The sequence below is a fragment of the Gilliamella sp. CG13 genome (assembly GCF_046635805.1).
Lineage (GTDB): Bacteria > Pseudomonadota > Gammaproteobacteria > Enterobacterales > Orbaceae > Gilliamella > Gilliamella apicola_I.
In genome coordinates, this window is record NZ_JBIDFM010000001.1 from 711,369 (window position 1) to 732,052 (window position 20,684).

21 protein-coding genes are annotated in these 20,684 nt (G+C 35.8%); 14 read left to right on the top strand and 7 right to left on the bottom strand.

The annotated features are described in order from the left end of the window. The first annotated feature begins 315 nt into the window (after positions 1-315). From ACGH6R_RS03210 to ggt, 9 genes are all read left to right on the top strand, one after another. The gene (locus ACGH6R_RS03210; protein WP_220216686.1) at positions 316-543 is read left to right on the top strand and encodes a ChaB family protein; all 228 of its coding nucleotides are present in this window, start codon (positions 316-318) and stop codon (positions 541-543) included. A gap of 126 nt (positions 544-669) precedes the next feature. Continuing rightward, positions 670-954, top strand: a complete 285-nt coding sequence (locus ACGH6R_RS03215; protein ID WP_411598885.1) for a YciI family protein — start codon at positions 670-672, stop codon at positions 952-954. Positions 955-1,232: 278 nt separating this feature from the next. Then, positions 1,233-2,669 (top strand): 6-phospho-beta-glucosidase, encoded by a 1,437-nt coding sequence (locus ACGH6R_RS03220; RefSeq protein ID WP_411598886.1) that lies wholly within the window; start codon positions 1,233-1,235, stop codon positions 2,667-2,669. A 51-nt stretch (positions 2,670-2,720) separates the two neighbouring features. Next, on the top strand, positions 2,721-3,038 hold the full coding sequence (locus ACGH6R_RS03225; protein ID WP_220216684.1) for a PTS cellobiose transporter subunit IIB: 318 nt from the start codon (positions 2,721-2,723) through the stop codon (positions 3,036-3,038). 150 nt (positions 3,039-3,188) lie between these two features. After that, positions 3,189-5,198 carry a BglG family transcription antiterminator gene (locus tag ACGH6R_RS03230; RefSeq protein ID WP_411598887.1) on the top strand — a complete coding sequence of 670 codons (2,010 nt, stop codon included), beginning with the start codon at positions 3,189-3,191 and terminating at the stop codon, positions 5,196-5,198. A 2-nt stretch (positions 5,199-5,200) separates the two neighbouring features. Then, positions 5,201-5,542 (top strand): PTS cellobiose transporter subunit IIA, encoded by a 342-nt coding sequence (locus ACGH6R_RS03235; protein WP_411598888.1) that lies wholly within the window; start codon positions 5,201-5,203, stop codon positions 5,540-5,542. 12 nt (positions 5,543-5,554) lie between these two features. After that, positions 5,555-6,046 carry a hypothetical protein gene (locus ACGH6R_RS03240; protein ID WP_411598889.1) on the top strand — a complete coding sequence of 164 codons (492 nt, stop codon included), beginning with the start codon at positions 5,555-5,557 and terminating at the stop codon, positions 6,044-6,046. A gap of 14 nt (positions 6,047-6,060) precedes the next feature. Then, entirely contained in the window at positions 6,061-7,422 is a 1,362-nt protein-coding gene (gene celB, locus ACGH6R_RS03245) for a PTS cellobiose transporter subunit IIC (protein WP_411598890.1), read from the top strand. Positions 7,423-7,712: 290 nt separating this feature from the next. Continuing rightward, positions 7,713-9,416 (top strand): gamma-glutamyltransferase, encoded by a 1,704-nt coding sequence (gene ggt / locus ACGH6R_RS03250; RefSeq protein WP_267378040.1) that lies wholly within the window; start codon positions 7,713-7,715, stop codon positions 9,414-9,416. 155 nt (positions 9,417-9,571) lie between these two features. Here ggt and rplI read toward each other — a convergent pair whose 3' ends face one another. From rplI to ACGH6R_RS03280, 6 genes are all read right to left on the bottom strand, one after another. Then, the gene (rplI, locus tag ACGH6R_RS03255; RefSeq protein ID WP_267351555.1) at positions 9,572-10,021 is read right to left on the bottom strand and encodes a 50S ribosomal protein L9; all 450 of its coding nucleotides are present in this window, start codon (positions 10,019-10,021) and stop codon (positions 9,572-9,574) included. Between the two features lie 22 nt (positions 10,022-10,043). Beyond that, positions 10,044-10,271: a 30S ribosomal protein S18 gene (gene rpsR, locus ACGH6R_RS03260; protein ID WP_025314965.1), complete on the bottom strand. Its 228-nt coding sequence runs from the start codon at positions 10,269-10,271 to the stop codon at positions 10,044-10,046. Between the two features lie 4 nt (positions 10,272-10,275). After that, positions 10,276-10,581 (bottom strand): primosomal replication protein N, encoded by a 306-nt coding sequence (gene priB / locus ACGH6R_RS03265; RefSeq protein ID WP_411596968.1) that lies wholly within the window; start codon positions 10,579-10,581, stop codon positions 10,276-10,278. Further along, on the bottom strand, positions 10,568-10,951 hold the full coding sequence (gene rpsF, locus ACGH6R_RS03270; protein WP_065559156.1) for a 30S ribosomal protein S6: 384 nt from the start codon (positions 10,949-10,951) through the stop codon (positions 10,568-10,570). The genes priB and rpsF overlap by 14 nt, the downstream gene beginning before the upstream one ends. A gap of 343 nt (positions 10,952-11,294) precedes the next feature. Beyond that, positions 11,295-12,368: a lytic murein transglycosylase B gene (gene mltB / locus ACGH6R_RS03275; RefSeq protein ID WP_411598891.1), complete on the bottom strand. Its 1,074-nt coding sequence runs from the start codon at positions 12,366-12,368 to the stop codon at positions 11,295-11,297. Between the two features lie 55 nt (positions 12,369-12,423). After that, positions 12,424-13,413, bottom strand: a complete 990-nt coding sequence (locus ACGH6R_RS03280) for a 2-hydroxyacid dehydrogenase (RefSeq protein ID WP_267351759.1) — start codon at positions 13,411-13,413, stop codon at positions 12,424-12,426. 226 nt (positions 13,414-13,639) lie between these two features. Here ACGH6R_RS03280 and ACGH6R_RS03285 point away from each other — a divergent pair, with 226 nt between their 5' ends. Beyond that, complete coding sequence (locus ACGH6R_RS03285) at positions 13,640-14,890, top strand: AmpG family muropeptide MFS transporter (RefSeq protein WP_220216675.1); 1,251 nt, start codon at positions 13,640-13,642, stop codon at positions 14,888-14,890. 8 nt (positions 14,891-14,898) lie between these two features. Further along, positions 14,899-15,549 (top strand): NAD(P)H-dependent oxidoreductase, encoded by a 651-nt coding sequence (locus ACGH6R_RS03290; RefSeq protein ID WP_411596901.1) that lies wholly within the window; start codon positions 14,899-14,901, stop codon positions 15,547-15,549. 65 nt (positions 15,550-15,614) lie between these two features. On the opposite strand, the gene ACGH6R_RS03295 is transcribed toward ACGH6R_RS03290, so the two are convergent. Further along, positions 15,615-15,800, bottom strand: a complete 186-nt coding sequence (locus tag ACGH6R_RS03295) for a hypothetical protein (protein WP_267359188.1) — start codon at positions 15,798-15,800, stop codon at positions 15,615-15,617. A 398-nt stretch (positions 15,801-16,198) separates the two neighbouring features. Here ACGH6R_RS03295 and trxB point away from each other — a divergent pair, with 398 nt between their 5' ends. From trxB to cydC, 3 genes are read left to right on the top strand one after another with little or no spacing between them, the layout of a single operon-like run. Then, complete coding sequence (trxB, locus tag ACGH6R_RS03300) at positions 16,199-17,152, top strand: thioredoxin-disulfide reductase (RefSeq protein WP_267378033.1); 954 nt, start codon at positions 16,199-16,201, stop codon at positions 17,150-17,152. A gap of 16 nt (positions 17,153-17,168) precedes the next feature. Then, a complete protein-coding gene (gene cydD / locus ACGH6R_RS03305; RefSeq protein WP_411598892.1) occupies positions 17,169-18,884 on the top strand; it encodes a heme ABC transporter permease/ATP-binding protein CydD in 1,716 nt (571 codons plus the stop codon). Beyond that, on the top strand, positions 18,878-20,509 hold the full coding sequence (gene cydC, locus ACGH6R_RS03310) for a heme ABC transporter ATP-binding protein/permease CydC (protein ID WP_267378030.1): 1,632 nt from the start codon (positions 18,878-18,880) through the stop codon (positions 20,507-20,509). Before cydD ends, cydC begins: the two co-directional genes overlap by 7 nt. Positions 20,510-20,684: the final 175 nt, after the last annotated feature.

The window sequence follows — 20,684 nt, forward strand, 5'->3', positions numbered from 1 at the left end:
TTTACAAGACAGCATTCATTAGATTTTATAGCGAGAAAACTATTATCTAGTCAATTAAAGATATCTTCAGTAAAAAAGAAAAAATTTTCTACTTCCTTTTTATTAACAATTATATCTTTATTATTTCATTTCATCATGTTAGTTTAATTATGCAACTCATCCAAAAATGTAAAAATTTCTAGTACTTTTTATGCTTGTTTTTTGCCAGAAAAATGGCTACAGTCAAAATCGAGTCAATTGTTTTGAAAAAGTAATACACGATGACCAATTAAAGTTTTCAGCCTTGCATGAATAATTTAAAAGAGGAAATGTGATATGCCATACAAAACACGCAATGATTTACCTGAATCCGTACGTCATGTACTGCCAGAACATGCTCAAGATATATTTAAAGAGGCATTTAATAGTGCGATTAAGGAATACCAAGATCCGAAAAAACGCCGAGACAATAGTCCGCCTGAGCAAGTTGCCTTTCGTGTTGCTTGGTCGGCAGTTGAAAAGCTCTATCATAAAGATGAAAACGGCAAATGGGTCGCTAAATAGTCACTTTAATGTTGTATATTTATTTTAACAAACCATAATGCTGTATAATTGATGTTCAATTAAAAATAGTATAATCCAAGCCAACATGTATGGTTGGCTTATTTATATTTAAACTAAGAGATTAAAATGTTTATTTTTTCAATTACCTACCTAAAGCCTATTAATGAAGTAGAAAAATACTTACCGCAACATATCGATTATTTAGAAAATCATTATCAATCAGGACATTTTATTGCTTCTGGCCGTAAAGTCCCTCGTATTGGCGGTATTATTGTTTGTCGTGCGGAAAGTCGTGAACAAGCAGTAGCAATAATGCAAAAAGATCCATTTTATATTTATCAAATTGCACAATATGAACTCATAGAATTTATACCTACAAAGTTTGCTAAGGAGTTTGAAGTGTTTATCTAATGATAGTCCATTATTTTAAAAATTTTTTAATCCTTATTTATAACCTAGCGGTTATTTCGGACAAAATTGATTCTCAATTTTACCATTCAGCTTTTTAATAGGTTACTATTCTGATTTTTTGATCCTCAATTTATTACGTTATCTAAATGTAAATTCCTATTTCTTTATTATTTTTTCACTCTTCTTTTTCCTTATCAATACGGAAAATGTTGGTTAGTAATTCTTTATTTTTCCTTTTATACTAAATTTGAATCGTCAACAAACATAGGTGCTTGATTATGAATAATAGAGGTTTACCAAAAGATTTTTTATGGGGAGGAGCGGTTGCGGCTCATCAATTAGAAGGGGCTTGGCAAGCGGGTGGAAAAGGAATAAGTGTTGCCGATGTCATGACCGTTGGTTCGCCAAAAAGTTATCGTAAAATTACCGAAGGAATTATTGAAGGTAAGTATTATCCTAATCATGAAGCCATCGACTTTTATCATCATTATAAAGACGACATTAAACTTTTTGCCGAAATGGGCTTTAAATGTTTTAGAACGTCGATTGCTTGGACACGGATCTTTCCTAAAGGGGATGAGCTTGCCCCTAACGAAGCCGGTTTAAAATTTTATGATGATCTGTTTGATGAGTGTCTAAAATACAATATTGAGCCCGTTGTCACCCTTTCTCATTTTGAATTGCCTTATTATTTAGTCACCGAATATGGTGGATTTCGTAATCGAAAATTAATCGATTTTTTCGTTCGTTTTGCCGAAGTGTGTTTTGATCGTTATAAAGATAAAGTCAAATATTGGATGACGTTTAATGAAATTAATAATCAAGCCAACTTTGATGAGGATTTTGCGCCATTTACCAATTCAGGGATTTATTATCAAGCAGGCGATAATCGTGAAGAAATTATGTATCAAGCGGCTCATTATGAGTTAGTTGCCAGTGCTAAAGCCGTGCAAATTGGTCATGCGATCAATCCCGATTTTCAAATCGGTTGTATGATTGCTTTTGTACCTATCTACCCCGAAACCTGTAAGCCGAGTGATATATTAATGGCGCAAAAAGTCATGGAACGTAAATACTTTTTTGCCGATGTGCATGTTCATGGTCAATATCCAAATCATATTATCAAATATTGGCAACATAAAGGCTTTAAGTTAGATGTAACCAGCCAAGACTTAGAGGTACTGGCAAACGGCACCGTCGATTATAGTGGCTTTAGTTATTATATGTCCAATGCGATCAGACATAAAGCAGGCAACGATCGTTATGAATTTAATGAAAAAACCGATTTGATCGGTAATCAATACGTCAAAAAATCGGATTGGGGTTGGCAAATCGATCCTGAAGGATTGCGATACGCATTAAATTGGTTTACAGATATGTATCATTTGCCGTTATTTATCGTGGAAAATGGTTTTGGTGCTTATGACAAAGTCGAGGCTAATGGTGCAGTACATGATCATTATCGTATTGAATATTTGCGTGAACACATCAAGCAAATGAAGTTGGCTGTTTTGCAAGACGGTGTTGACTTAATGGGCTATACCCCTTGGGGCTGTATCGATTTAGTTTCGGCAGGCACGGGCGAAATGGAAAAACGTTATGGTTTTATTTATGTCGATAAGGACAACAAAGGGAATGGCACGTTAAAACGTAGTCGCAAAGATTCATTTGCATGGTACAAAAAAGTGATAGAGTCAAATGGTGAAGTTTTATAAAAATTTTGATTTATAACCCATTTTATGGATAACAACTTTTTAGGAGAAGCTATGAAAAAAGCGTTAATTATTTGTGCTGCGGGTATGTCTTCATCGTTAATGGCAAAAAAAGCAACCGAATATTTTACCAATAAAAATAAGGCGATTTCAGTTGATGCTGTTTCAGCAACCGAAGGCAGTAATATGATTAAAAATAGTGATTTTTCCCTGTTTTTAATTAGTCCACAAACGATGATGATGTTAGATAAATTCAAAAAATTGGGCGATGAAGTCGGTAAGCCTGTTGTCAGTATTCCTTTTCAAGCTTATATCCCTACCCCTTCGGGTATTGAACAATTAGCGAAATTGATTGAGGAAAATATCCAATAGTTTTAGATCATTGCTGTTTTCAGTATTGGGCGCCGTTTATGACCGTTTTAGGGTCGGCGCCCGGCGATGTTGCTTAAAGTGTGTCTGATTAGCAAACTAAAGCAACCACACTATTCTTTATCTTTTTAGCTGTTATAGGTGTGGATGATAATGATTAAAAATAAACAACGCAATCTTATTAGCCTATTAGTCGGCTCAAAAAATCAGTTTAAAAGCAGTGCGTTGCTGGCAACTGAGTTATCATTATCCGATAGAACTGTTCGTACTTATCTTAACGATTTAAAAGCATTGATTGAATGTAATGGCGCCAAAATTGTCAGTAAACAAGGCTATGGTTATCAATTGCAAATCTTGGATAGAACGGCGTTTAATTCGTTTTTGATTGAACATCATTTATTAGATCGGCATGAAGAACAAGCCAATATACGAGAAGTCTGTCACCGCAAACACTACATTCTTAATCTGCTATTACTGGAATGTCAAAAAATCGATATTGAAGCATTATCCGAACAGTTATTTATTAGTTCATCACAACTCAATAAAGATATGCTGGAAATAAAAACTCAGCTTCAACCTTTTGAACTGACTTTAAAGAAAAATAAACGGCTGTTTTATGTGGACGGTGCAGAAAAAGCCAAACGTCATTTTATTATGAGCTATTTTTTTCATGAAGAATCCATCAACTTTTTGCAGCGTTTAACTTATTTAAATAAGTTTAGTGATGCAATCAGTTTTGACACGTTAACCATTATTATTTTAGATGAGTGTCGTGAAGCAAACATAAAATTGTCCGATGTGATGATGCAAAATATTGTGTTGCATCTTTCTTTAAGCATTAAACGTTTACAATCTGGTCTGACCATTCAAAATTTGGATATGCCAGAAACAACTAAAAGTTCCTTGGAATTTCACGTTGCGAAAAAAATAATTGATCGCATTGAGACAGTAATTGGTTTTGCTTTTCCAAAAGAAGAACAGATGTATTTAACCTTGCATTTGATGAGTAAATCTAACTTTATCCAACAAGATTTAGATGCGCAACTGAGCTTAATGTTAACCGATTTATTACTTAAGATTCAGCTTGAAACAGGCTATCAATTTTTGAAAGATGAGCAATTAAAAAATGGCTTGGTTCAACATTTAAAACCGATGTTAGTAAGGTTAGCGCAAAATATCAAACTTGAAAATCCATTACTGAATGAGATCAAAACCTGCTCGCCCGAATTATTTGACTTAGTTAAGCACTATTTTAAACAACTCCCTAATTTAACTAAGTTAACTGTTTCTGATGATGAATGGGGTTATTTAGCCCTGCACTTTTTAGCTTCCGTTGAAAAACTGAAAAATGCGCAAAAAATGAGAGTATTAATTATTTGTGCAACCGGATTGGGTAGCGCTCAGCTTTTAAAAAATCGGGTCGAGTGTGAATTTGATGAGCGTATTAAAATTATTGATACCCGAGGCTATTATGAAATTGAACCCGACATGTTAAACGAAGTCGATTTTATTATCTCTTCAGTCGATCTTTCTGCCAAAGTCTTTAAAATTCCGGTTTTTCATGTTTCTGTCTTTTTTACTGAAGAAGATGTGCAAAAAATTCGGCGTTATCTTTCTTCACGTCATGTCATAACTTCATCCAATCTGAACACGATGTCATCGACTCATATGGTCAATGAAAAAAGCCATTTGTCCTATCTTGAGCAAGTCGTTGAAGAGCTAACTGCTGATTATTTTTATTATTGTCAATGTCCATTTACGAAAGACGATATTTTAGATCTTTTATTGGAGCGTTTAGCGGTCAATGAAGCCTGTTGTTATAAATCAAAGATGATTAAACAAATGGCTAAACGAATGGCGTTAGGAGATATCTTTTTTAGTCCTAACATTGTAGTACCGCATCCTGCTGTTCCTGTCGGAAGATTATCTAAAATGGGGATTGCGCTGATTCCTCATGGTGTCTATTGGGATAAATATCACCCTGATATTCGCTTTATTTTTCTTATTTCACCGTCTGTTTATCAAAATCCTTCTTTAGCAATGATGACAAAAGCAATCGTTAATTTGATTGATGATTCAGCGATGCAAAACCAATTATTACAATGCCAAACTTTTTCCGAATTTAAATCACTCTTTATTAAACTTATAGAAAAGGGAGCGTAACAATGATTTCAAAAATGAGCTCAGAAGATATTCAACTAGTCGCTTTTAATATTATTTTGCATAGCGGCAATGCCAAAACCAAAATCCATGAAGCCTTTCAGGCAATGCGAGCAGCCAAGTTTGACCTGGCTAATCAACTTCTTGAAGAGGCTAATCATGAAATTTTAGCAGCCCATCAATCTCAAACCGAATTACTGCAATCTTATGCCAATGGTATGCAAATCGAAATGGAAATTATTATGGTGCATGCTCAAGACCATTTAATGACAACCATGACAATGCGTGAAATTGCAATTGAGATGTCATTTTTATATCAAAAATGTGATCAGCTATCGACTAAGTAAAGAGGTTAAGCAATGATGATAAACGCCCAATTTGATAAGTCTAAAAAATTGAGTTTAACTAATCTTTATTTTAATCGTTTTTTAGCGATTCGCTACTCGACTGCTTTTTTGCTATTTTTGAATCTTTACTGGGCTGTTTTTTTGCTTGGCTCAAAGTCCTACACCGCTATTTTGCCTATTACGCTTTTTACTTTGGGTGCATTAACCGCTTTTGAACAAGTAAAGCTTTATCGCAATCATGATAACTTTCTACCATTTGCTAAGTTATTTTTTCAAATGATGCTTTTAATGTGTGGCGTGTTAGTTATCACCCTTTATACATCTTTATTTCATCTCTTTTTTCCATTTTTAAAAGATTCGCAATCTGTTTTAAATACGATCATGGGGCTACTAATTGGGAGCGGTGTAATGGCTTTTTTAATGCTTAAAAGATTGGCAAAAATTCAACGTAACGAGGATAAACATTTTAAACGAATCCAAGCTTATGAAGAAATTATTAATTAGATGAGGAAAACAAAATGAATACCGGATTTGCGTTTTTACAAAAGTATTTAATGACACCAATGGCAAAAATATCACAATTTAAAATTGTGCGCGCGGTAATGGCTGCCGGTATGGCATCAGTACCTTTCTCAATTGTTGGCTCTATGTTTTTAGTTTTTAATACCTTGCCAATGACATTCACGGGTTTAGAAGGTTTTTTTGAAAATACGTTTTTTCGGGTCAGTGATCTGTACATGATTGCCAATACCGCTACAATCGGTATTTTAGCGCTCTATTTTAATTTTGTTGTGGGCTATGAATTAACCAAAATTGAAGCGGAAGAGACAGGTTTGAAAGTGAATGCCCTTAACGGTGCAATGTTATCGGCTTTTGCATTTTTTATGACTTTACCGGAATTAGTCATGCAAAATGGGGTGATTACATTATTCAGTGATCAAAGTAACCTTGTGTTTAATGGTCTACGTTTAACGCCTTTTGTGTTTCGCTTAGGCACATCGGGGATCTTTATTGCTATTGTCATGGCAATAGTCGCCACGCATCTTTATTTTTTATGTGTCAGACGAAATTGGGTTGTTAAAATGCCCGAAACCGTACCATTAGGTGTTTCACGCTCCTTTACGGCGTTGATTCCAACGTTTGTTATTGCTTTTTGTATCATTATTTTAAATGGCTTTTTAGTGTTTATGGGGACAGATATCTTTGATATTGTCAGTATTCCGTTTACGTTTGTGACTAACTTAACCAAAAGTTGGTTAGGGATTATGGTTATTCTTTTTTTAATCCATGCATTATGGGTTGTAGGTATTCACGGGGCAAGCATTATTGGGGCATTTATTACGCCAATTATGTTAGCCAATATGACCGAAAATACCGCAGGTGCACATATTCCATTCGCGGGTGAATTTAATAATTCATTAGTCATTTTAGGTGGCTCAGGTTCGACACTGTTAATGACGTTTTTTATTGCTTTTTTTGCTAAATCAAGCCAGTTAAAAATTTTAGGTCGTGCGTCCGCTGTTCCTGCCATATTTAATATTAATGAGCCGATTATTTTTGGTATGCCGATTGTTTATAATCCCTATTTAGCTTTACCTTTCTTTTTAGCGCCAATGGCATGTGGAACATTAGGTTACTTTGCTATTAGTTCGGGTATTATGAATCCAATCATTGCTTTAGTTCCTTGGCCGTCACCAATGGGATTAGGCGCCTTTATCGGGACAGGTGGAGATTATAAGGCGGCCATTGTTGCGATACTGTCTGCTATTTTAGCTCTGTTTATTTATCTTCCGTTTGTTAAACTTTATGACAATAAATTATTTAAAGAAGAGCAAGGCAAACCAGTTGATGATGTTCAAGAAGTTGGCGAAGCCGATTAAAAATAAACAAGTATAACCGTTTTATCAATTTATAAGTGTTAATTTAAGTCACGATTAATCATTCATTAATCGTGATTTTTTTTGATGAGTTATTGCAAACTAAAAATTGTGTTGAATTATCAATACGTCCATTAACAATCACTGAACATAATTTACTCAATGCATGAATCTTCTATGCTATATTCATCTATTCCTCCACTTCAATTTTTGACTCGCTTTTCACATTAATAATAACGATGCCTAGCGACAAAAGTGGGGGAAGTTATCATGTATTTAGCAGGAGGTGTTGTATGTCCTATTTGAAAAATCTGTTCATTAAGTATTGCTGTTTTGCTTTGTTTTTATTGGTATCTCAGCAAGTGCTTGCTGTTGAAACTCATCAACTAAAATTAGAAGCAGGTGCAGTTGCTTCACCGGATAATTATGGTGCTATGGCAGCGAAGGAAATACTTGAAAAAGGTGGAAATGCAGCCGATGCCGCCGTGGCTACTGCATTTACCCTTGCCGTGACCTATCCTGAGGCTGGCAATATTGGCGGTGGTGGATTTATGACACTTTGGATGGATGGAAAACCTTATTTTATCGATTATCGTGAAGTTGCCCCCCATAATGCCTATAAAACCATGTTTTTAGATAGTAATAATGAAGTGAGCCCTGGTTTAAGTCTTTATTCTCATCAAGCTTCTGGTGTACCGGGTACGGTTGCCGGTATGTGGGCTGTTCATCAACGCTTTGGTCAATTAACCTGGCAAGAAGTGATGGCGCCAGCAATCCGCCTTGCTAATGAGGGTTTTATTGTCCCACCGCAACTTATTGAACGTTATCAAGAAGCGGTTGTGACTGCGCCAAACAACGGTTATTTTAAGCAATATTTTGGTAATATGAAAACCAATAAACTATTTAAACAACCTGAATTAGGTAACGTCTTAAATAAAATAGCGCAGTTTGGTCGTGACGGATTTTATAAAGGGGAAACAGCCAAACTGATCGCCCAACAAATGAAAAACAATAATGGTTTTATTACTGAATGTGATTTAGCAAATTATCAGATTAAATGGCGTGATCCTTTGATTGCCAATTGGCATGATATGCAAATCATAACCGCTCCTCCACCAAGTTCAGGTGGTATTGGATTAATCCAACTATTATTAATGAAGCAAACATTAGCAGACAAGTTTAAAGATGTGAAACCCAATTCTGCGCAATATATCCATTTATTAGCAGAAATTGAAAAACGTGTTTTTGCTGATCGCGCCGAATACATGGGCGATCCTGATTTTATCAGTGTCCCCGTTGCAAAACTTATCGATCAACAATATTTAGTTGAACGTGCCAAACAAGTTAATCCTATTGCGATTTCGAAAACTGAGCAAGTGAAACCGGGTTTAGACTGGCAACATGAAAAGTTACAAACAACTCATTTTTCAATTGTTGATAAGTGGGGAAATGCAGTATCAAATACTTATACGTTAAATGGTTGGTTTGGTTCGGCTATTGTTGTCAAGGGTACAGGTATTTTACTTAATAATGAAATGGATGATTTTAGTAGCAAGCCCGGTATTGCCAATCAATTCGGTGTGGTCGGTAATGATGCAAATGCCATCGAACCCAATAAACGTCCATTGTCATCCATGTCTCCAACCCTATTTATCAAAAATAATAATGTAGAAATGGTGATAGGTACCCCTGGTGGTTCGCGCATCTTTACCTCTATTTTTCAAGTCGTGGCTAATGTTTATGATAATAAGATGTCATTAAAAGATGCAGTGGATGCGGTACGTTATCACCACCAATTATTGCCGAACAATGTGATTTTTGTTGAGCGGTTTCAAACAACTGTACCGAATTTGTTTAAAAAAGAGTTAGAAAACATGGGGTATCGCTTCGTGCAACAAGATTTTAGCGGAGATATTCAAGTGATTAAAATTCATAATAATAAACCAGAAGCCGTGTCAGATATTCGTGGTAGAGGTCAAGCGATTATCGTCAATTAAAGGATAAATTTAAGATTACATAAAGAATCAATGTGTTGGGTAAATTGTGCTATCAATAATTAGGATTACACCTAGATTTTTTCTAGATAAGTATGGTAAACAGTAAATAAAAAACCCGTCTCATTGACGGGCTTTTTATCGCGATTTGAAGATAATTATTCTGCAATAATTTCAACAATAACTTTAGCAAAAGCTTCGCTGTGTACTTGGAATAACACTTCAAACTCACCTGTGTTACGTAATACACCATTTGGTAAGCGAACTTCGCTTTTTGATACTTCAATACCACGAGCTTTAACCGCATCAGCGATATCACGTGTACCGATAGAACCAAATAAACGACCTTCATCACCAGCTTTAGAAGTAATAGTCACTTTACCAAGTGCATTAATTTCAGCAACACGCTCTTCAGCGGCTTTTAATGTCTCAGCAAGTTTTGCTTCTAATTCAGCACGACGCGCTTCAAAGAATTCGATATTCTTTTTAGTCGCAGGTACTGCTTTACCTTGTGGAATCAAAAAGTTACGCGCATAACCCGCTTTAACATTAACTTGATCACCTAAGCTGCCTAAATTAGCAACTTTATCGAGTAGAATAATTTGCATTATATGTTCCCTCTGTTGCTAATTACTGATGGTTGTCAGTATATGGTAATAATGCCAAGTAACGAGCGCGTTTGATAGCGCGAGCTAATTGACGTTGATATTTTGCACTAGTACCAGTAATACGACTTGGTACGATTTTACCACTTTCAGTGATATAGCTTTTTAATAAAGAAACATCTTTATAATCAATTTCTTTAACGCCTTCTGCAGTAAAACGGCAGAATTTGCGACGACGGAAATAACGTGCCATTTGGCTATTCTCCTAATAGTTTAATTTGGTCAGCATGTAACACAAGTTGACTTGTTTGATTACGTTTAGTGTGTGTACTAATAAAGCCACTCACTAATACTTTGCTGCCTTTTTTTATGTAACTTAACTCTTGTTGTCCGCTGGCAATAACGGGCATTATACACCATGCTTGCCTTGTGAGTTCTGCTTCAATTTGTTCAGAAACATGTTCTAAATAAAATTGGCAGTGTGACACTCCACTTGGACTGATTTTTCTTATCGGGGTCTTGGTAACAATACCCGATAACACCAAACGATTATTCTTCGGAATCATCGTCCATGTTTACTTCGCTAAAATCTTCTTCAGCGTTACGACGCTCATCTTTAGCTTTTAACATTGGTGAAGTTTCAGTTACAGCATGTTTAGTACGCATAATTAAACTGCGAATGACTGCATCATTGAAACGGAAGTTATCTTCAAGCTCGTTAACAGCTTCTTGAGTCGCTTCAACATTCATTAACACATAATGTGCTTTGTGCAGTTTTTCGATAGGATAGGCTAATTGACGACGACCCCAATCTTCTAAACGATGAATTTTTCCACCGTCAGTCGTTAATGTACCAGTATAACGTTCGATCATACCCGGTACTTGTTCACTTTGATCTGGGTGAACCATAAAAACAATTTCGTAATGACGCATTATCGCTCCCTACGGATTAATCAGCTTTCTGTCGGGGCAACCGCAACCCATTGAAAGCAAGGAACATGAAAATTTGGCGGTTGAAATCGACGGGGCATTATATATCAACTGACCATAATTGACAAATGAATATGTTAAGTTTAATAAATTTTTGTGCCAGACTAATACTGATGATAATTGTTTGATAACAATAAATTTAAGGAATACTTCACGCAAATTCTTAAATAATTCTTGATAAGTCTAATCATATTTTCATTCTCGGCTTTCTTTACCAATTAAAAAGGTCACCCTTTGGTGACCTGAATATAGCAAAACATTTATTGTTTATCTTTATGTTGTAATCTTATTTTGCCGCTTTTACGGCTAAGCCTAACTGCCATACTGCCATTGCATAATAACTACTGTGATTATAACGGGTAATGACATAAAAATTAGGTAATCCATACCAGTATTGATAACGATCGCCCATATCAAGCCTTAACAAGCTAACCTGTTTATTGCCATCTAATGTGCTTTGTGGTTTCAATCCTGCTTTGGCCAATCTTTCAATCGAATATTTGGTACTAAACCCTGTTTCAAGCGATAATGCCTGTCCATCGGCTTTTACAGCCACTTTTTTTCCTTTTTGCCAACCATAGGCTTTAAAATAGTTGGCAACGCTGCCAATCGCATCTACCGGATCCCACAAATCAACATGACCGTCATGATTAAAATCAACCGCATGATTTCTAAATGCTGATGGCATAAATTGACCGTACCCCATTGCCCCAGCAAATGATCCATTTAAATCAAAAGGATCAACACCTTCATCTCGACACATAATTAAGTAATCTTCTAACTCTTTAGCAAAATAGGCCGAGCGTCTTGGGTAATAAAAAGCAAGTGTCGAGAGTGCGTCAATAATTTTTGTTTTTCCCATGACTCTACCCCACCCTGTTTCAACACCAATAATACCGACAATAATTTCAGGTGGAACACCATACTCTTTATAAGCTTGCGCTAACTCTTTTTCATATTTATGCCAGAACTCTACTCCTCTTGGCAAATTGCTAGGCGTGATAAATTTATTTTTATAGCGGATCCAAGCACCATTAGGGCCAGTCGAAGGCCCCGACTGTGGTGCTTGTTTGTCCATTAAATTTATAACCCAATCAAGTTTTGTGGTTTGTGCTAGTACTTCTCGAAGTTGTTCCCGATCAAAGCCATGTTTATTGACCATTTTATCGATAAACTTTTCTTGTTCAATAGCCAATGGCGCATCGTTGACAATGACAAGATCATGCTCTTTTTCAAGATAAACACCACCCGCTACATTTGATTGACCTCGATGTTGTTGCATCGGCGATGTTGTCGAGTTGTTACTTTGGCAAGCAACAAGTAACCATACCATACTGAATAAAATGACAATACGTTGCATAACCCATCCACATTTAAAGAGTTAAATAATAAACAGCATAATAATGTATTTCATGCTATTCAACAATGTTTTGACAAGGTTGCCCTTGAGAAATCTGCTTGATATTGGTTAATGTGGTTTCGGAGATATTCAATAAGGCTTCTTGCGTTAGAAAAGCTTGATGCCCTGTAAAAATCACATTATGACACGATGATAATCGACGGAACACGTCATCTAAAATAACATCATTCGATTTATCTTCAAAAAAGAGGTCTCGTTCATTTTCATAAACATCCATTCCTAATGCGCCAATTTTGGTTTGCTTTAAGGCATCGATTGCGGCTGTCGCATCAAGTAATCCACCACGACTGGTGTTAATAATCATGACGCCATTTTTCATTTTTTTAAATGAATCTTTATTAAGTAGATGATAGTTTTCAGGGCTCATTGGACAGTGAAGCGTAATCACATCGGATTTTGCATAGAGTTCATCAAGTTGGACATATTGCGCACCTAATTCGACTGCAATATCATTTGGAAAAGGATCATAAGCTAAAATATTCATACCAAAACCTTTTAGGATTCGGATCACTGCTTGTCCAATTTTTCCGGTACCAATCACACCTGCGGTACGATTATGCATATTGAATCCAGTTAAGCCATCAAGGGCAAAATTCGCATCGCGAGTCCGTTGGTAGGCTTTGTGAGTACGTCGATTAAGCGTCATCATGAGTGCAACGGCATGTTCGGCTACTGCTTCAGGTGAGTAAGCTGGTACACGAACAACCGTAATGCCTAATTTTTTGGCTTCAGCAATGTCAACATTATCAAATCCGGCACACCGTAACGCTAAGATTTTTACCCCACAATGCGCAAGTTTTTGTAAAACGGTTTTATCAACTTCATCATTAACAAATACACAAACGGCATCATAACCTTGTGCTGTGACTGCTGTTTTATGACTGAGTTTATGATCATAGTATTCGATATTAAAACCAAATTTTTTATTGGCAATCTCTAAATGTTCTTTGTCGTAGTGTTTGCTACTGAAAACTGCAATTTTGATTGAATGTTTCATTTTGTTGCACCTCTGTTCATGGTGATTAACGCATGTTTAGTTGTCTCTGTTTTTTATAGTTTTATTAAAACTATACAGACATTGTAAACCTAAATAAAATAATTTCAGCTCAATGCCATTATGAATGAATTGTTTGCTTTGACCTTAGTGATTATTTTGACAATGATATGTTATGATAGCACTTTGCTAAAAAACTAACCAATAATGTTAAATAATGAATAAGAAATTAACTGGTACATTTTTAAATAGAAAAATGTTGCTTTGTGTTTATACAGGCTTTTGTTCTGGATTACCATTTTTCTTTATAATTCAATTAATTCCGGCTTGGTTAAAAGTTGGTGGTGTCGATATTAAAACAATTGGCGCTTTTACACTAACACAAATACCGTATTTATTAAAATTTCTTTGGGCACCATTATTAGATCGTATTTCACCTTTTTCGCTTGGATATCGCAAAGGATGGTTGCTTTTAACACAATTAAGCTTATTGTTCATCATACCTATTTACGGTTTTCTGACACCGAAAAACAATATTGATATCATTGTGTTCCTTAGTTTACTGACTGCATTTATTTCAGCAACACAAGATGTTGCTATCGATGCATATCGAAGAGAAATTTTAAGTGATAATGAACTTGGTAACGGAAATAGCATACATATTAACGTTTATCGAATTGCTGGATTTATTCCTGGTGGTTTATCTCTAATTCTTGCTGATTATTTATCTTGGATTGAAGTTTTTGCTTTCACTGCAGCTTTCATTGTTCCAATGCTAGTTATTACAATGATGTTAAAGGAACCAATGCATAATAATTACATTCCATCGGATAAATCCGTTTTCGTGCAATCCATAATTGAATTTATTAAGCGTATATCGTTCCCAAAAGTTTTATTTGTATTATCTTTTGTGGCTCTGTACAAACTCGGGGACAGTCTTGCAACATCTTTAGCGACACCTTTCTATTTGGATATGAAGTTTGAAATGAGGCATATTGGTACTATAGCTAAAAATGCTGTCGTATGGCCTAGCCTTTTGGGGGCATTAATTGGTGGTGTATTTATATCAAAATTTGGATTGAATCGTTCGTTATGGATATCTGGTTTTGTTCAGATGTTTTCAATTTTAGGTTTTGTTTATTTATCTTGTGAAGGACCTTTTCAATCAATAACCTATAAACAATTAATTATGTTGGGGATTGTAATCAGTTGCGAATCAATAGGAGTGGGTATGGGTGCAACAGCATTGGTTACCTATATTTCTAAAAATACAAGCCCACTATTCACAGCAACCCAATTTGCTTTATTAACAGGTTTTTCAGCTATACCGAGAACATTAATCAATTCTATGTCTGGCTTTTTAACCTCTTATTTAGGCTGGACTAATTTTTTTTGGTTGTGCTTTTTTCTTGCTATACCAGGAATGTTATTACTTTTTGTAGTTGCGCCATGGAATAAAAAAACTTAGGAGAGAATATGGATCAATTAACTCAAGCATTGAATTTTCGGCATGCATGTAAAAAGTTTGATGACACGAAAAAAATCGCTCAGGCCGATATGGAATACATTTTAGAAGCGGGTCGATTATCACCGTCTTCTTTTGGTATTGAGCCTTGGCATTTTGTCGTGGTGGATGATGATAAAATCAAAACGGAATTACGTGCTGCTTGTTACAATCAAGAACAGGTAACTAGTTGTTCACATTTTGTCATTGTGCTTTATCGTAAAGCCAATAATTTTACATTACAAAGTGAATATTTGCGTCGTACTGTCGCCCGTGGATTACCGAATGCTAATGATCAAACTGCAATCGATACGGCATGTCAATATTTCATCAATTTTTATGAGCATGGTTTAGCAAATGGATTAACCGTTAATCATTGGTCAGAAATGCAAGATTATCTTGCTTGTGCCAATATGCTAACAGCGGCAGCGTATCGAAGTATTGATTCGTGTGCTATTGGGGGATTTGAATACGACAAAATTGTGCAAATACTTGAAAAATACATGCCGCAATTTAGTGCTGAATCTTATGGTATTGGACTTGGTTTAGCGTTTGGTTATCGATTAAAAGAGCCAACAGCAAAAATTCGCTGGCCACTAAAAGATCTTACAACGTATTTATAAAATTAAAAAAAACTTCCGTGCCTAATGGCGACGGAAGGAACAAAATGAAAAAAACAACACCGAATTTATTTAACCGATTGGTATAAGGTTTCGGCATCTGTTGATGCCGAATCCATAATAAACACCACGCCAGATAAAATATTGCCAATTTGTGGATCGGTAATATTTTGTTGTAATGACGTTAATATTTCTTGCGCCCAATTGATTTTTCGTAGTACGGCTTCTACGTTTTCTTTTGAAGGATTATTCACTTTCATTTCCCTCCATCTTGCTAGGATTTCATCTTTAAAAATAATGAATAATAGTTATCAAAATAAGTAACAGGTTTTGAATAAGAAAAAAACACATTTTAAAGGCAAAAAAGATAAAAATAAAACAAATGTTGTTTTAAAAAACTTAAATTCAATTAAAAAAACCGAAAAGAAAAAGATAATCGCATTTTAACCAATTAAATAAATATATTGTGTCTACCTATCGCTACAATAATCAATTTTTTTGCCAGAATGAGATCGATAATGATAGACTTGTGAGCCAGAAATATCGTTAATATCAATTGGTAGACTGTTTGTTGGCTGTCAGTAATTAAAAAATTTTCTGCACGAAAATTGACAATAAGATGCCAGAACAAAAATGAGTAAGGATTTTAAAGATGAAGACTAAACATGTACGTTTGTTAATACTGGGTTCTGGTCCAGCTGGATATACCGCAGCGGTTTATGCCGCACGTGCTAACCTTTCCCCTACCTTAATTACCGGATTACAGCAAGGCGGACAGCTTACCACTACAACAGAACTCGAAAATTGGCCAGCAGGTGCACCTGATTTAACAGGCCCTGAATTAATGGTCAAAATGCGAGAACATGCCGAACGATTTAATACAGAGATTATTTTCGATCAAATTGATCGTGTCGATTTTAGCAGTAAGCCTTATAAGCTTTATGGCAGTGAAACAGAATATCATTGTGATGCATTGATTATTGCAACGGGTGCGTCTGCCCAATATCTAGGCTTGCCTTCTGAAGAAGCTTTTAAAAGTAAAGGGGTATCAGCTTGTGCGACTTGTGATGGATTTTTCTATCGTAATCAGAAAGTGGCTGTCGTCGGTGGCGGTAATACAGCTGTCGAAGAAGCACTTTACTTAGCTAACATTGCAAGTGAAGTTCACTTAATTCATCGTCGTGATACCTTTAGAGCAGAAAAAATATTAATGAATAGATTGCACGAAAAGGTACAACAGGGAAAAGTGATTTTACATACTCATCGCATTGTTGATGAAATTTTGGGCGACAATATGGGCGTAACGAGTGTCAGGTTACTAAGTACTCAAGATCCCAATATCAGTGAAGAAGTCGCTGTTATGGGCGTTTTTATCGCCATAGGTCATAAACCAAATACCGAGATTTTCGAAGGACAACTTGAGTTAAAAAATGGTTATATCAAAGTCAAATCCGGTACTGAAGGGCGAGCAACACAAACCAGTGTCGAAGGAATTTTTGCAGCAGGCGATGTGATGGATCACATTTATCGGCAAGCCATTACTTCGGCAGGTACGGGTTGTATGGCGGCATTGGATGCAGAGCACTATTTAGATAATTTAAAATAGAAAAATATTGATATTCATGTCATTAGATAAACAACGTCAGACTTATTTATTAAATTGGCTAAAGCAGCATGCAAAAGGATATAAATCTGACTTGCGTGCCTCGACTTTAACCGGGTTTTTGTTAACCATTTTTGTGATCTTTCAAGCGGCTTTGTTGGCAACGATCTTACAAAAGTTAATTATTGAGCAACACAGATTTTTTGACATTTTGCCTTATTTTGGTTGTTTGGTTATTGTGTTTCTTGTCCGCGCTGGTTTACTTTATTTACGAGAGAAAATTAATTTTATTTTAGGCAAAAAAGTTAGAAAACAGATTCGTCATCAATTAATCAATCAGCTTGAAAAATTGGGCCCTGCCTATCTAAATCGAAGCACCACCGGTGCATGGAGTACATTAATTATTGAACAAGTTGATAATCTCCAAGATTTTTTTGCCCGCTATTTACCGCAAATGCGTTTAGTGAGTATGGTACCTATTTTAATCTGTATCGCAATTTTCCCTTTTAATTGGGCAGCAGCACTTATTTTACTCGCTACAGCCCCATTAATTCCGATTTTTATGATTTTAGTGGGTATGGGTGCTGCGGATATTAATCGTCGCCACTTTAAAGCATTGAGTTATCTAAGCGGTCATTTTTTAGATCGATTAAAAGGTCTAAATACCATTCGGCTGTTTAATCAAGGCGAAAAACAAGCTCAAGAGATTAAGCGTGCATCCGAAGATTTTCGCGTTAAAACGATGCAAGTTTTAAAAGTCGCTTTTTTGTCTTCTGCCGTTTTAGAGTTTTTTACCTCGATTTCAATCGCCATTGTGGCGGTATATTTTGGATTTTCTTATTTAGGCGAGTTTGATTTTGGTTCTTATAATGGCACAGTCACGCTTTTCGCTGGTTTTTTTGCGTTAATTTTGGCGCCAGAATTTTTTCAGCCTTTACGTGATTTAGGCACTTACTATCATGCGAAAGCCGAAGCTATTGCTGCCGCTGATAATATTGAATCTTTTTTAAATGATGAAAATTCATCAATAAATGCTGAACATCAAGTAAAATCGATTCCCTTTAATGAGCCATTAAAATCTATTGAAGCAGATAACTTAATCGTGTTATCTAATGAGCGACACCCTATTGTTGGCCCTTTATCATTTTCGCTAAAGGCGCCTTTTAAATTAGCATTAATAGGAACCAGTGGCGAGGGGAAAAGTTCGTTAATGCAAGTTTTACTTGGTTTTTTGCCTTATCAAGGTTCATTAAAAATCAATGGGATTGAGTTTAATCAGTTAAATATCACTGATTGGCAAAAACAAGTCAGTTGGATTGGTCAACATCCCTATCTTTTAAATAGTTCTGTACGAGATAATATTTTACTTGGTAATCCGCTTGCCAGTAATGAAGAACTTCAAGCTGTCATTTGTAAAGCACAGCTTATTGACGTTGTAGCTAAACTGCCTGAAGGATTAGATACCCTTATTGGCGAAGATGCTATCCGGTTATCGATTGGACAAGCACAGCGCGTGGCTTTAGCCAGAGCGATGCTAAAGCCTTGCCAATTATTGATTTTAGATGAACCTACAGCAAGCTTAGATCAAGAAACAATTAATCATTTAGAACGACATAATATTGCCCCTAATACGATTACAATTACCCATCAGTCGGACGATATGCAGTACGCAGATCAAGTTTGGCAACTGGCTCATGGTCAATTAAATTGTAACGTTAAGGAGATCACATGCTAGCAATTTTGCGTCCATACATTGCTCTGTATAAACACTATTTTTGGCAAATCTTAATTGGATTATCTTTATCGATTCTCACCCTGTTTGCAAGTGTGTTTTTGCTCTCTTTATCTGGCTGGTTTTTAGCGTCAACCGCTTTTGTGGGGGTAGCTGGTTTGTATTCTTTCAATTATATGCTTCCTGCTGCTGGGGTTCGGGCAGCAGCGATTACCCGAACGGCAGCACGCTATATGGAGCGTTTAGTTGATCATAATACAACCTTCAAAATTCTTGCTTACTTAAGGACATTAGCTTTTCGCAAACTATTACCATTAAGTGCCAATCAATTAGCACAATATCAAAAAGCGGATCTGCTTAATCGATTTATTGTCGATATTGATGCGCTTGATCACCTTTATTTAAAACTTTTTTCACCCATTGTAACTGCATTGATAATGATCGCAATTTTATTTATCGGATTAAGTTACATTAATCTACCTATTGCGCTCATCATTACCATTATTCTCACGCTGACTTTGCTTACTGTACCTGTAATTTTTTATTATGCCGGTAAACAATTAGGCGAGACATTGGCAAAACAGCAAAGCGATTATCGTTCACAACTGATTAGCTATTTACAAGGACAAGCTGAACTCACTTTATTTAATGCCCAAGCAAAGTATCGTGATAAACTTGATGAACTTGAATCACAGTGGCTTAGTAATCAACAACGTCAATCAACGTTAATGGCGCTATCGAGTGCATTAATTTTATTAATCTCAGGTTTTTTAACACTGCTGGTATTATGGCTGATCACTCAATATACACTTTCGCCATTAGTTGCCTTATTTGTATTTGTTTGTCTTGCCAGTGCAGAAATTTTAATGCCCATTCCTAATGCCTTTATATTTTTAGGGCAAGTCATCGCATCGGCATCCCGTATAACGGCTATTTTTAGTCAAACTCCTGAAATTACCTTTGTGAAAGAAGGTAAAACACTTGATTTGACAATGGCTAAATTACACTTTGATAAAGTTAATTTTAGTTATCCAAATCAACCTTTTATCATATTAAAGGATTTTTCGTTAACGGTTGAATCTGGTGAGCATATTGGGTTGATTGGTAAAACCGGCTCTGGTAAATCAACACTGCTCAATCTGATTAATCGCATTTGGGAACTCAATTCGGGGTCAATCTATTTGAATGATACCCCTATTAACCAGTTGGATGAAAAAACACTTCGCCAAGCTATTGCTGTCGTTCCGCAAGTTATTACCATTTTTAGCGATACGTTACGGCAAAATTTGCTGATTGGTAATGAGCAGGCTACCGATCAGCAATTGATAGATGTTTTACATCAAGTTGAGCTGGATAAATTACTTATCACGGAAAAAGGTCTCGATTTACTTATTGGGCAAGGTGGGCGTGCGTTATCGGGTGGTGAAATTCGCCGTATTGGGATTGCTCGAGCATTACTGCATCATTCACCCTTGATTTTAATGGATGAACCGACCGAAAGCTTGGATCAACAAACGGAACAGCAGATCATTAAACTTATCCAACAATCCTGTAAAGGTAAAACTTTACTTATGGTAACACATCGTTTAATTGATAATCCGTTATTTGATCGAGTAATTTCGCTCTAGTTTAGCGAATGTCTCATATTTTGACTGTTTAAAGTGTTAAACAGTCAAACCTCAACAAGTGATAAACCAATTAAGATATTTAAATATTTTGTAAGATGACTTTTGCCGATAGCTTATCTACACTGCAATTTTTAAAAATATGTTATACTAGTGCTTTATTTTGATTGATAGAGAG

Bases quoted from the DNA above. Each gene is read 5' to 3' on its own strand.
- ACGH6R_RS03210 (WP_220216686.1), top strand. From the start codon at position 316: ATGCCATACAAAACACGCAATGATTTACCTGAATCCGTACGTCATGTA.
- ACGH6R_RS03220 (WP_411598886.1), top strand. From the start codon at position 1,233: ATGAATAATAGAGGTTTACCAAAAGATTTTTTATGGGGAGGAGCGGTT.
- ACGH6R_RS03235 (WP_411598888.1), top strand. From the start codon at position 5,201: ATGATTTCAAAAATGAGCTCAGAAGATATTCAACTAGTCGCTTTTAAT.
- celB (WP_411598890.1), top strand. From the start codon at position 6,061: ATGAATACCGGATTTGCGTTTTTACAAAAGTATTTAATGACACCAATG.
- ACGH6R_RS03285 (WP_220216675.1), top strand. From the start codon at position 13,640: ATGAATAAGAAATTAACTGGTACATTTTTAAATAGAAAAATGTTGCTT.
- rpsF (WP_065559156.1), bottom strand. From the start codon at position 10,951: ATGCGTCATTACGAAATTGTTTTTATGGTTCACCCAGATCAAAGTGAA.
- ACGH6R_RS03240 (WP_411598889.1), top strand. From the start codon at position 5,555: ATGATGATAAACGCCCAATTTGATAAGTCTAAAAAATTGAGTTTAACT.
- ACGH6R_RS03230 (WP_411598887.1), top strand. From the start codon at position 3,189: ATGATTAAAAATAAACAACGCAATCTTATTAGCCTATTAGTCGGCTCA.
- ggt (WP_267378040.1), top strand. From the start codon at position 7,713: ATGTCCTATTTGAAAAATCTGTTCATTAAGTATTGCTGTTTTGCTTTG.
- rpsR (WP_025314965.1), bottom strand. From the start codon at position 10,271: ATGGCACGTTATTTCCGTCGTCGCAAATTCTGCCGTTTTACTGCAGAA.
- ACGH6R_RS03290 (WP_411596901.1), top strand. From the start codon at position 14,899: ATGGATCAATTAACTCAAGCATTGAATTTTCGGCATGCATGTAAAAAG.
- rplI (WP_267351555.1), bottom strand. From the start codon at position 10,021: ATGCAAATTATTCTACTCGATAAAGTTGCTAATTTAGGCAGCTTAGGT.
- cydD (WP_411598892.1), top strand. From the start codon at position 17,169: ATGTCATTAGATAAACAACGTCAGACTTATTTATTAAATTGGCTAAAG.
- ACGH6R_RS03225 (WP_220216684.1), top strand. From the start codon at position 2,721: ATGAAAAAAGCGTTAATTATTTGTGCTGCGGGTATGTCTTCATCGTTA.
- cydC (WP_267378030.1), top strand. From the start codon at position 18,878: ATGCTAGCAATTTTGCGTCCATACATTGCTCTGTATAAACACTATTTT.
- trxB (WP_267378033.1), top strand. From the start codon at position 16,199: ATGAAGACTAAACATGTACGTTTGTTAATACTGGGTTCTGGTCCAGCT.
- mltB (WP_411598891.1), bottom strand. From the start codon at position 12,368: ATGCAACGTATTGTCATTTTATTCAGTATGGTATGGTTACTTGTTGCT.
- ACGH6R_RS03215 (WP_411598885.1), top strand. From the start codon at position 670: ATGTTTATTTTTTCAATTACCTACCTAAAGCCTATTAATGAAGTAGAA.